We start from the raw sequence: 11,268 nt of genomic DNA, 5'->3' as shown, positions 1-11,268 counted from the left end.
AGCTGATCTTTTGTCTAGTATAACCTATTCCGAACGAATTAAAATCGAAACCTTTTGTGAACTAGGGCTGTCCAATATCCAAATGGGCGTTCGGCTGAACCGATCACCGTCAACAATTTCTTATGAATTATCTCGATGTCAACCTTATCAGGCTGAATTAGCACAAACAGATGCCGAATACAAGCGATCACGATGTGGCCGAAAGACTAAATTGAATGACAAATTAAGGCAAATAATTTTAAACCATTTACGGCTAAGTTGGTCACCAGAAATGATAGCTCACGAATTTAAACTAGCGACTAAATCAATTTATAATTGGTTAAATCAAGGAAAAATTGAGTTTTCTTTAAATGATTTGCCTGAACATGGCGTGCGCCAACGGCGTAACCTTGACCAACGTTCTAAATATAATCAATCATTAGGACGGTCAATTGAACAGCGACCCATCGTGGTTAATCGACGTAATCGCATCGGTGATTTTGAATTAGATACAATTGTTGGCCCCCGTGGGCATAGTAAGGCAGTTTTATTAACCTTAATCGATCGCAAATCACGTTTCCTTTGGGCCTACCGATTAAAAAACCGGACAGCAGTAACTGTTAATGAAGCCCTAAATAAGTTTCTAGCAACTTTTAATGGCCCGGTGCATAGTTTTACGGTGGACCGTGGCACTGAGTTTAGCGGTCTAGTATCACTTGAAGCACAATACGGTATTAAGACCTATTACTGCCATGCTTATACGCCAGCTGAGCGCGGCAGTAATGAACGATTTAATCGGAACTTACGCTATTTTTATCCTAAAGGGACTCGTTTTGAGCACATTAGTGCTCAAGATTTAACGACGACGTTACTCCAAATTAACCAGCGACCGCTTAAAATACTCGACTGGCAAACACCGTATCAGGTTATGCTGACAAATTTGTCCAAAAATTCGGATTAAATTTGCAATCTACCATAAGATAAAAAATTTAGATAAAAAAGAACAAGGTGAGAAACCAAAATTAGTTTCTCACCTTGTTCTTTGAGCACTCAGATTCCTGTACCAAACCATCCTATAACCAACGATAGTAACAATAAAGAGTAAGATTGTAAATGGTACTTAAATAAGGCTTTGTGATCTTGTTCGTTTGGTAGTAGGAAAGCTTGTTTTTCAATAGGCTGCTCATGCCAAATAGGTTGTTGTTTCCAAAAATGATATAGCTGTTGGGGAAGTGCTATCGTGGGTGGAATAGCAATCATAAAGCCAATGATTGCTGGTCGGATTTGGATGATACTATTTCCGAAAGCAACTATGTACCAGAGCCACATGAGCGAACCATAAAAGCAACCTCTAACAACTGTAAACTCTAGCCAGAAGAGTAGTTCGTTTTTTAGGGAGCTTCTACGATACGTTTGAAGGACTTTTTTCTTGATCTGTTTCATCTTTTGACGGGAATCGCTTTTTTTAGAAAGAGGCCCCAAAAATATAACTCGTCTGATCTTGTATAGTCCATAATTTTTTTTCGAATCTTACCAAGAAATATGAGTAAAACAAACTCAACTAATAAGATCAATAATGGTAACATCAATTTTGGGTCTCCTTAAAAAGGTACACTTATCCAGTCGCTGGTAGTTACTTATCGTGAATGTTAGAGTTATACTATTGCTGATTTTAACCACCGAAATTTTAATAGTTAATTCAGTGGGCGCCAACGTGGTATTTATTAATTTGGGCCACAATAGCCGACTACATCTATAAATGACATGGTATCATACTATTTATAGATGTAGGTTGCTAATGAATCTTTTAATCGATGGTTATGTTGGTTTTTCTCAAACAGTCCAACTTTAACCATGTAACAATTAATGAGATCATAGCAGCACTTGAACCTATTAATCAACGGCCATTGAAAACTATCGGACTTATTCGGATTAATTTTACAATCTGCCTATTGAAAAAAAAATATTCAAAAAATTATTCATTCTTTCCAACCTTCACTTTACTTAGTGAATTATCAGGTGTTTTACTGTAAACTATTAATTTCTCCATTAAATCAATGTATAATGTGTAGCTATTTGTTATTTTCTTTAATTTTTTCATGTAAAAACTTATGACGATCAGAAATTAGGCTAAGAAACTTTGCGAGGTCATCATCGGTAGGTAGTTGCTTAATAAAGTTACGTGCTACTGACCGCTTGTTAATATATTGTTTTTATCGTCCTATTTTTTATTGGCCCGTATTTGAGATTCAGTTAATTTAGACATGATATTTTCTCATTACTTATTTAAGTTAGATACATATTATATGTACGAAGGCATTTCATTTACACAAGATTCTTGACGCTACCTCGTACTCATACGGATCAGCAAACATCGCTAACGTCGTTTTTAAAACTAAGTCATAGACTTGATGCTGTATTTTAGGTAAGGTAGCTAATTGATCTTTAGTCGGGACGACTTTAGTCATGATAATGGCGTAGTGTTCTTCAACCTTTTTTCCATTAACATAGCGCTTATTTGGGGTGGTATTGGTTAAAGCGACTGGCTTAGAGACTAAACCCAGATACTTCGTCAGATTAGCCACTAAATAATCAAATTCTTCATCAGTGATGTAAGCACAATCGGTGCGGGGATAACTAAGGTACTTGGCTTCGTATAAACTCTGAATGGCCGCTAAGGTTTGACTGGCGCTGGCGTGATAACGTTTATTCATGGCACTTTGCAGACTGGATAGCGAGAATAGTTGGGGACTAGCACGCTTTTTGCCTCGTTTTTGGACGTCCTTGATTAAACCGTCCTGCAAGCCTTTATGAACGTGTTTAGCTCGCATGAATGTCATTAGCCCTGCTTCGTCTTTAAATCGCTGATAGGGGTCTAATTTTGCGACGAATTTTTGCTGATTAGCAAGAATTTCAGCATTTATTTCAAAATAGGGTTCCGGCTTAAAGTTTTTGATTGCCTGGTCTCTTTGATAGACCATACACAAGGCTGGCAGCTATACGTAACTAATCGAGCACGCTCTACGTACCAAATTTTTCTCAATATAAAATACATTATGGGCTACCATTCATACCAATTAACCAGTCGCTAATTTTGTGATTACAAGTGCATGCCCCCATCTTCATGCCGGTTTCGAGTTTGGTGTTGCCGTTGCTTTTTCGTCATTTCCCACTCGGTTTCTTTCAGTCCACGTTCTTGCTTTTGCCGTTGGTAATCTTCATCACGAGCATATAGAACAGTCATGATCGCATCACTAAAGGCCGTCTTTAAGTAATAGTCTGGACTAACTGGCTTATAATTTAGCGGTTGATAATGCCCCATATTTGCTTTTCTGTACTGGTCGTCCTTGGCTTGTTGCCCTTTTAACTGCTTTTGGATTTTCTCGATCTGACTGTTCTTAATCGTCGGATCGGCTTTGCATTCGCCAAAAAAGAGTTGTTTAGTGCCATCATGCTTTAAAACCCGTTGTAAGTGATGATTTTCTAACTGATCTAAGCTAAGCTGTCCCGATAAATAAGCTAGTCCTTGTTGATGTTCTTGGGGACTGAACACCTGTGGTGGATTTGCTTGCCACTGTTCAATTGTTTCAGCCTGACATGGCTTTAAAACAGGATCATAGTACATCACGGCTGTATAGGCTTGTTCCTGTTTAGTCATTGGTAATTCATCTAAATCGCCTTTGGGAAAGGCCCTTTTCAATACTTCATGGTATTGCGTTTTAATGACTTGCTTAACAGCCATGATTGTTCGCAATTCTTTGACTGCGCGAGTAATCTTTTGCTGCTCGGTTGGTGAATACTTTTCTAGTAGACCTTGATCAACGTGTTCTAGACTTTCTAAGCTATCATCATGAATCATCAGCGTATATTTAAGCTCGATTTTGACTTCCTTTTCTTGTTGCATTAATAACTTCCAGCCAACGTATGGCCGTTTGGTAAAGGTCAATAATTGTTGGGTCAACAAATCATCACGAATGTTCATTAAACGTTCGTTTAATTCACTACCCTTGAAAACTGTTTGTTCGCTATCGGTTTCCTTAATTAATTCTCGTCTTTCAGCTTGCGTGGTCTGTTCAAAATTAAGCTCTGGATAAAGTTTTTTAGTCGTGCGATCAACCACTTTATTTAAGAGTTCATCTGCTTTTTTGAGTGAGCTTTCTTGTTGGTTAATTGTCAATAATTGTTTAGTCACATCTTCACCAACCGCATGTTTAATTAAGGTGCTGTTTTTCCAATTAAATAGCATGCGCCGTTTATCATCTAAGTTCTCCAAACTGATATAAGTTTTCAGTTCGTGGCTTAACTCTTTGACCACTTTTTTCTCGTTAAACGAGAAGTGTTTACTTAGGCTATCCAAGTGGCCTCGATTAACTACTTTCTCCTGCATATTTTTATAGCCAGCTTTGGACTTACGATAGTTCTTAACTTGTTGATTAAATGCCTTTCTTTCATGCCGTTTGCTATTGATTCCCTCGTGTTGCATTGGTGTGTCAGCTATTCCCTGTTCCACAAATGATTTTTCACTGATCCGATCAGGAATGTTTTTTTGCTCCAAAGCCTGATTTACACTTGCCGCCCAATTGTGCCGCCATTCAGTTATTTTTTCTTTTTTATCCCAATCAACCAACCAAATTTTTCGGTTTCTCACATTCCCTGCAGGGGTCTTAGTTTTATTACCATGACTATCTAAAATGTATTCGGTTTTTGTTTTCTGTCCCCAAGTACCATCGGGGTTAAATGGGCGATTGGTTAACATCACGTGTGCGTGTGGATTATCTGGGTGATCACGATGAATCGCTACATCGGCTACCATGCCCTCATCAACAAAATTTTCTTGCACATATTTTGTCAGTAATTTTTTCTGTTCGGATTCACTTAATTCTACCGGTAAAGCCACGTTAAACTCTTTTGCATACCGTGAGTTTGATTTACGATCTTTCTTTTCAACTTCATTCCACAACTGTTCTCGATCACTGGCCCATTCTGGTGCATTTTTTGGGGTTAAAATAAAGCTTTCTGGCATAACCGAGCGGGCATAAAAATAGTGGCGACCTTCCTTATCATCAAATAGCTTTTCACCACTTCGATAAGCGGCACTGGCAATCGCACTTCGTCCTTTACCAGCACTAATATTACTAAAACTCATGTGAAAAATTGCCATGTCGGTCACCACCTTTCTTTGGGTTTATGGGTTTGACTTTGTTGTCGCCATCGGCGACTTCTAATACAGGTTTTAATTGGTTTAGCACAACGTCATCAAAGATGACGTGTAAGTGCGCATTGACCTCGTTTCACTCGGTCTGATGATTCTCCTGAATTTACTTTTAGTGTATGACTTTCGCTTCGCTATTTCAACTTTTATCCTTTGACTTAACGTTTCCATTATGATATAGTGTCGGTGATTATTTTAAGATGATTGGAGGAATAGTTATGCAGCAAAGTAACTTAGAGAAACAAGAAGCTAAATTAAAACAGCTTAATCAAAAGATTAAAGCTGAAAAAAATAAGATTGAACAACGGCTAGGTAAACAAATCATCAGTCAATCCAATTTAGATTATGCTAATTTGTCTAACGATCAGATTAAGATTTTAGCCAAGCAATTTTCTGAATTTTTAAAGGTAAAGTCCGTAGATCATTAGCCATACGAGATAGGAAAATTCCATGTCTAATCAATATGAAAAACTAGTCGAGCAGCAAGCGCGTTTAAAACAAAAAATTGAGCGGGAAGATTTTAAATTACGGCAATCTAAATACTATGAAAATCGGCAAGCCCGCAAAGCCCGTTCTCGCCGATTAATTCAAAAAGGGGCTTTATTAGAAAAGTACTTTCAAGCTAATAACCTCTCGGTCGAACAAACCGAAGAACTTTTAAAAACAATTGCTGACTATGTTAACGCCCATAAACCGAATAAACTCAAAAACGATCAACCTAATAACTAGGCCGATCGTTTTTATTTTCAGGATTGTTTTTTGGCTTAACTTCTGGATTGTGTTTAGCAAAGTCTTTTAACTGTTTTTGAATTCTTTGTGTAAGCTCTGCTTTACTTTCTTTGTGCTTCCTTTTACTTGATCGCTGTTGAATTATCTTTTGACCCTTACCTCTTCTTTTTGATTTTAGGTCAAGCGTAAAATCTGAAATTTTATTTTGATCTAGCTTACTTAAATGACCGATTTCTTTAAAGTTTAAACCGGCTTTGGGAAAGCGATAAATATTACCAAGATCGACCCAGGAAGGTTTCTTCAACCCAGCGGATTGCCAATCTTGAATCGGATAATATTGTTGCTTGATATAAGCCGACTTCTTTTCATACTGACTAGTAATTTTAAAAGCCCCGGATTTAAAATCTAAGTGCAACAAGTTCAAATTATACAAATAGGCCATGGAGACCTAAACTTAAAGTGCTGAAACTCTAGAAAGGACATCTCCATGACCCAATCCAAGAATAGCACTACCAAGCATTATCAACAACTTACCCCGGAAGAAAGAGGCGAAATCCAAGCGTATTTGAATGCAGGAGAATCTCAGGCTGAAATTGCCCGTCGGCTTGACCGTAGTCGTAGCACCATCTCACGTGAAATCAGGCGTGGTACTGTTCAACAGCGTAATTCTGACTATCTCTTTTTCACCGAATACTTTGCGGATACCAGCCAAATTCGCCACGAAAAAGCCCGTCAAAATTGCCGTTTCAGAGGCTTAGAGGAAGCCTGCTGGCTGTTCTTCAAGATGCTTAAAACAGTACTTAAACGCCGGCCACGGATTGATAGTGTTGATGGCTTTGTTCATACCTTTAAACAGGCTCATCCTGACAAACCATGCCCCTCAACACCGACTGTTTATCGGTACATTGGTCAAGGCCGCTTAGACATTAAGAACATCGACCTGCCAGCCAAGGTCCGACGCCATGTAAAGTCCAATCGTCACAACCACTCGCGGAAAAACAAGCGTCTGGCTGGCACTTCAATTGATGAACGACCAGACACTATCAATAACCGTGAACGCTTTGGTGATTGGGAGGGTGACCTAATTAAAGGCAAGCGTCAGGCTAGTGAACCAGCACTGATGACCCTGACCGAACGGCGAACCCGCTATGAGATCATCGTCAAGATTCCCAATTACCACGCAGACACCTGCTTAAAAGAGCTTCAAGCTACCATTGATCAGCATCCTGGCTACTTTAAGACCATCACTTTTGATAACGGTTCTGAGTTCAAACTGTTGGACCAGATTCAAGGGCCTCAGATCTACTTTGCGCACCCTTACTCACCTTGGGAACGTGGCAGTAACGAGAACCAGAACGGTTTGATTCGAGAGTACATCCCTAAGGGTCTATCGCTACATGGTTTCTCTGATGATGACATCGCAAAGGTTCAAGAGGCGCTGAATCAAAAACATCGCATGACACTCGGCTACGCTAACGCCGCCGAGCTTATTGAGGCCGCGCTTGCAAGCTAGCTCACGGCCTGGCTCCATGGTGTTGCGCTTGAGTTGACATTCCGGGTAATTTTAAAAGCCTCGACCGTCTGTTCTGATACCCGACGAATTAAAACTGGTCGAGACTTGCCACCGTTAGTTTCTACAAAACTAAGAGCCTGACTAAGTCATTAGTCCTCATCTGGATCGTTGAGCCAATCAGCGACCTCTTTAGCGTCTTTGAACTCGGTGACTGGTGTCCCTTCGGTCGCCTTTAAAAAGCGTAAATTAGCTCTTTCTTCCTCGCTTAAAGACGCATTAAAAGGTAAAGCACCATTAGCAACAATCCGCTTGTAAAACATGTTAATGGCCGTGGTTGGATTTAAGCCCAATTCGCTTAAAACTGCTTCGGTATCATCGGCCAAATCTTTATCAATCTTGACTTGGACCCGTTTCTTTTCCTTAACTGCCATGATTGTCTCATCTCCTTTCTTTTACTACTACCGTTATACTACCTTTTGAGTACCTTATCAATAGATAAAACCCTGGCCTCAAATCACTTGAGCTTGGCGTTAATCTAAAGGCTGAACTTTTGAGCTGGTTAGCCTGGTTAGCTCTGGCACTCATTTAAAAGCCCCTATTCTTATGTTTAAGCCATTTAAATCTAACTTAAGTATAAGGAGGTTAGTAAGTCTTAAAACTGTTTAGAAAGGATTCTGTAGCCTTTTAGGACTAGTAGTACAACCCACTGTTGTCGTTGTCGGCCGACTTTTCTTCTTCGGGGTGTTTGGCCGCATGTTCTCTAGCCGCTTGTTTATTCCACCAAACGCCAAATAGGTTTTGCATGGTGCCGTACAGGTAGTTTTCCACGTTCTTGATGTGCTTCTCATTGCTTCTTAGGGCGTTAAAGTAACGTCTCAAGGCTTTAGTCATTAAAAATTTAAGTTCTTCGTCGTCCAGTGGGATTATGACGCCAATATCTTTATGATCCTTCTCAACTCGGTACTTAGCATTTAAGATAATACCAACGAAGCAACGCATCTGTTGCGGGGTACGGCACCAAAAACTAAGCAGTATTCATCATGTTACAGCACCCAAGTAAAAGCTACGAAGATAAAAACATTCATCCTCAAAATATATAACCTAGAAAAAAGGCCTCCAGTGTTAAACCGGGAGCCTTTTTTAGTATACCAATTTCTACTTCACATAAGGCGGCTTATCCCAAGTAACCCCCTCACTCCCTGATAAAACAACGATCCGTTATTTGGCCTTTGTGAAATTTGACGGTAGAGGAGTGGTCTAGATGAAAAATCCCCAAAAAATCAGTAAACTCACTTTGTGAATTTAACCGCCTAAACTCCTAGACCATTGCGCCAATCGTGCCTGACACCAGTCCAAAAAATCCCGTTCTGAAATCGTTGGTGTTCCCGTCAATAACTTTTTTGTGATGGGCTCCTCACCTAAAGCCGTCTCAATTAACCCAACCACTAAATAATCTGTCTGTTTCGTAACCCAATTTTGTGGTTTCGCCCCAAAGACTTTCGCCAAACTAAAAGCTTGATCCCGAGTCATGGTAGTTAGACGTCCGGTAAAAGCAATCTCACAATCTCTTAAATCAAGCATTTTAAATCATCAACTTTCTTGATTCTAATGTTGGTTTTGACTTGACGGGTTATGGTTTTCCATTCAGTTTAGAGGGAGTGACGTTTTGAGCGCAGAATTGTTCCCTGGAATCAGCTATTTGGAATAACTGAACCAGAGTACAATTCTACTACTAAAAGTTTCCCCTTAGTTCGTCGGTCGTTAACGCCCGTCGCTTGTCTGTACAATTGCGGTATTGCTACCACCACTCATTATAAACCTACGTTTTCGGTTTAGCCTACTAAAAAACGCCCTAACAGGCGTTGATGATACGTATTTATGTTTGTTCGATCACCAACTAATCAGTGGCACCAAGCCGAAGCTTCGTTTTACCACCCGCGCCGTTAATGGTCGCGCTCACCATTCACCACCCAGCCGTACAGATAGCTTTGTTGTGGTATAGCCAGACTTATTGAAGTCGCCCTGGCAAACGTGTCCCCTTGGATTTAGACCCCAGCTTGTCCCCTAGGGCTTTAAAAATCGCACCGGCCATGATATAATAGTCATTAAACAAGTTGACTTTTATGTGGCGCTCACCGATTCCCGTCGGTGGGTGTTTTTTTATGTTCTATTTTATGTAACCAATATTACTCGTTGTTTGGTGATAAATCAACATTTCTTTTTATGTATCCTTGTATCCTTGTATCCTTGTATATTCATATCCTTGTATCTAAGTATCCTTGTATCCTTGTATCTAAGTATATTAGGATACTTGCAGTCAATCTTAATTTAACGGCTTTTGAGAAGAAATGTATCCTTGTATCCTTGTATCCAAGTATCTTTGTATGTTATCATCCTTGTATCCAAGTATCCTTGTATATTAGGATACTTAATTGGAGGTCAGTATAATGGGTGAAGTAATTACTTTTGGAAATTTTAAAGGTGGCACCGGTAAAACAACAAATGCCACGCTTGCATGCCTGGCACTAGCTCGTGCTGGTAAAAAAACGCTATTAATTGATTTCGATCCTCAAGCAAACGCTACAGATATTTACTTTAAAACCGCGGCTAATTTAGGCCACGATGATATTAAATTTAATCAAACCTTGCTTGCATCAATCCAAGAAGAGGACTTATCAAGATCGTTGGTTACTTTGGATAAAAACATTGACTTTATTCCATCAAGCGCAGATTTTTCATTGTACCCACGGATTATGGAAAAAAAGTTTAAAAATAATTATAAAGATAGAGTTACATATTTTAGCAAGCTACTTGCTTCACTAAAAGAAAAATATGATTTTGTGGTATTTGATTTGCCACCGACTATTTCCTTAATTTCTGATAGCGCCTTATACGCTTCAGATTGGGTTCTGATTATCCTTCAAACTCAAGAGCACAGTCTTCAGGGTGCCGAATCGTTTCTAAAATATATACAGGAACAGGTAATCGATGAATACGAAGCACCTAGTTTGAATTTACTCGGTATACTTCCTGTGCTATTAAAGAATGGGGCGCCTGTTGATCACAGCACATTAGAAGTAGCAGAAGAAGAATTTGGGAAAGAAAACATGTTAAAAACCCTAATTCGTAATATGGAAAGAATCAAAAGATATTCAATCAGAGGTGTATTTCTAAAAGATCAGTTCGATAAAAAAATAATTAGATTATACGATTCTGTGGCACAAGAAATTATTGAAAGGGCGGACTAGCATGGTGGAACTTTTACACAATCCTAACTCAAATAAAAGCAAAATAATTCCTAGAAAATCGGCGCCCCAGCCCCAAAAAGAAATTTCCATATCTTCTCTAAACGAATCAAACAAAACGAAGTCTAAACAAATAGATGGTGTTACTTTTGATACTACGCTCAGAATTGACAATCATCTAAAAAACTTTATGAAAGCTATGGTAATTTTAGGGTATAGCTCAACTCAACAAAACGGATTAGCCCAATTACAAAAAACTTTTTTTGAATCGTTAACTGAGTCTGAACAAAATACGCTTACGACTCAAATACAGACTTTGGAAACCGGCGATGCTAACAAAGTAAAAAGTAAATAATCACGTGCTCTCAGACGACACGTTCACCTTTTAGATGTATACTTGTCCGTTTAAATTAAGCAGAATGCACACAAAAAAGTCCTCTATTATGCGGAATAGAGGGCTTTTCTGAAATCATTACATACAGGCTTTGCTTAGGAGCGTTGCTTGTGTCCATTTAGGACATACACAATCATATAACAATCAATGCTGTCACTTAACTTACTCAAAAAAGCCACCCACCTGAAGTGAACCC

General features: G+C 39.1%; 9 protein-coding genes and 4 pseudogenes. 7 read left to right on the top strand and 6 right to left on the bottom strand.

Annotation, left to right across the window (positions count from 1 at the left end; translation table 11 throughout):
• Nucleotides 1–10: 10 nt before the first annotated feature.
• Nucleotides 11–940 (top strand): IS30 family transposase, encoded by a 930-nt coding sequence (locus RA086_RS15600; RefSeq protein WP_308704627.1) that lies wholly within the window; start codon nt 11–13, stop codon nt 938–940.
• 833 nt (nt 941–1,773) lie between these two features.
• Nucleotides 1,774–1,892: pseudogene (locus tag RA086_RS15595) on the top strand (IS30 family transposase); the annotation flags it as partial.
• Between the two features lie 435 nt (nt 1,893–2,327).
• On the opposite strand, the pseudogene RA086_RS15590 reads toward RA086_RS15595, so the two are convergent.
• Together RA086_RS15590 and mobQ are read right to left on the bottom strand one after the other, a co-directional pair.
• Nucleotides 2,328–3,105: pseudogene (locus tag RA086_RS15590) on the bottom strand (DNA topoisomerase); the annotation flags it as partial.
• Nucleotides 3,080–5,140 (bottom strand): MobQ family relaxase, encoded by a 2,061-nt coding sequence (mobQ, locus tag RA086_RS15585; protein ID WP_308704624.1) that lies wholly within the window; start codon nt 5,138–5,140, stop codon nt 3,080–3,082. The gene mobQ and the pseudogene RA086_RS15590, both read right to left, overlap by 26 nt.
• 269 nt (nt 5,141–5,409) lie before the next feature.
• Here mobQ and RA086_RS15580 point away from each other — a divergent pair, with 269 nt between their 5' ends.
• The gene (locus tag RA086_RS15580; protein WP_308704623.1) at nt 5,410–5,619 is read left to right on the top strand and encodes a hypothetical protein; all 210 of its coding nucleotides are present in this window, start codon (nt 5,410–5,412) and stop codon (nt 5,617–5,619) included.
• Nucleotides 5,620–5,641: 22 nt separating this feature from the next.
• Nucleotides 5,642–5,920 (top strand): hypothetical protein, encoded by a 279-nt coding sequence (locus RA086_RS15575; protein ID WP_308704622.1) that lies wholly within the window; start codon nt 5,642–5,644, stop codon nt 5,918–5,920.
• Here RA086_RS15575 and RA086_RS15570 read toward each other — a convergent pair.
• Nucleotides 5,910–6,311: pseudogene (locus RA086_RS15570) on the bottom strand (hypothetical protein); the annotation flags it as partial. The gene RA086_RS15575 and the pseudogene RA086_RS15570 sit on opposite strands and share 11 nt — an antisense overlap.
• 96 nt (nt 6,312–6,407) lie before the next feature.
• Between RA086_RS15570 and RA086_RS15565 the strand changes: the two are divergent.
• Nucleotides 6,408–7,433 carry an IS30 family transposase gene (locus RA086_RS15565; RefSeq protein WP_308704621.1) on the top strand — a complete coding sequence of 342 codons (1,026 nt, stop codon included), beginning with the start codon at nt 6,408–6,410 and terminating at the stop codon, nt 7,431–7,433.
• A 149-nt stretch (nt 7,434–7,582) separates the two neighbouring features.
• Here RA086_RS15565 and RA086_RS15560 read toward each other — a convergent pair whose 3' ends face one another.
• The 3 genes and pseudogenes from RA086_RS15560 to RA086_RS15550 all read right to left on the bottom strand — a co-directional run bounded on the left by RA086_RS15560 (nt 7,583) and on the right by RA086_RS15550 (nt 9,014).
• Entirely contained in the window at nt 7,583–7,864 is a 282-nt protein-coding gene (locus tag RA086_RS15560) for a type II toxin-antitoxin system RelB/DinJ family antitoxin (RefSeq protein ID WP_002819873.1), read from the bottom strand.
• A gap of 259 nt (nt 7,865–8,123) precedes the next feature.
• Nucleotides 8,124–8,465, bottom strand: a pseudogene (locus RA086_RS15555) (replication initiator protein A); the annotation flags it as partial.
• Nucleotides 8,466–8,735: 270 nt separating this feature from the next.
• A complete protein-coding gene (locus tag RA086_RS15550) occupies nt 8,736–9,014 on the bottom strand; it encodes a BRCT domain-containing protein (protein ID WP_020923847.1) in 279 nt (92 codons plus the stop codon).
• Nucleotides 9,015–9,880: 866 nt separating this feature from the next.
• Here RA086_RS15550 and RA086_RS15545 point away from each other — a divergent pair.
• Both RA086_RS15545 and RA086_RS15540 read left to right on the top strand, forming a co-directional pair.
• Nucleotides 9,881–10,681, top strand: a complete 801-nt coding sequence (locus RA086_RS15545) for a ParA family protein (protein ID WP_015639692.1) — start codon at nt 9,881–9,883, stop codon at nt 10,679–10,681.
• A 1-nt stretch (nt 10,682) separates the two neighbouring features.
• On the top strand, nt 10,683–11,033 hold the full coding sequence (locus RA086_RS15540) for a DUF5388 domain-containing protein (protein ID WP_011222016.1): 351 nt from the start codon (nt 10,683–10,685) through the stop codon (nt 11,031–11,033).
• Nucleotides 11,034–11,268 lie beyond the last annotated feature (235 nt).

This window comes from Lactiplantibacillus brownii (assembly GCF_031085375.1).
Classification (GTDB): domain Bacteria; phylum Bacillota; class Bacilli; order Lactobacillales; family Lactobacillaceae; genus Lactiplantibacillus; species Lactiplantibacillus brownii.
This window is presented reverse-complemented; position numbering and strand designations above follow the sequence as displayed.

Coding starts and splice junctions, on each gene's coding strand:
- mobQ (WP_308704624.1), bottom strand. CDS start 5,140: ATGGCAATTTTTCACATGAGTTTTAGTAATATTAGTGCTGGTAAAGGA.
- RA086_RS15580 (WP_308704623.1), top strand. CDS start 5,410: ATGCAGCAAAGTAACTTAGAGAAACAAGAAGCTAAATTAAAACAGCTT.
- RA086_RS15575 (WP_308704622.1), top strand. CDS start 5,642: ATGTCTAATCAATATGAAAAACTAGTCGAGCAGCAAGCGCGTTTAAAA.
- RA086_RS15565 (WP_308704621.1), top strand. CDS start 6,408: ATGACCCAATCCAAGAATAGCACTACCAAGCATTATCAACAACTTACC.
- RA086_RS15560 (WP_002819873.1), bottom strand. CDS start 7,864: ATGGCAGTTAAGGAAAAGAAACGGGTCCAAGTCAAGATTGATAAAGAT.
- RA086_RS15550 (WP_020923847.1), bottom strand. CDS start 9,014: ATGCTTGATTTAAGAGATTGTGAGATTGCTTTTACCGGACGTCTAACT.
- RA086_RS15545 (WP_015639692.1), top strand. CDS start 9,881: ATGGGTGAAGTAATTACTTTTGGAAATTTTAAAGGTGGCACCGGTAAA.
- RA086_RS15540 (WP_011222016.1), top strand. CDS start 10,683: ATGGTGGAACTTTTACACAATCCTAACTCAAATAAAAGCAAAATAATT.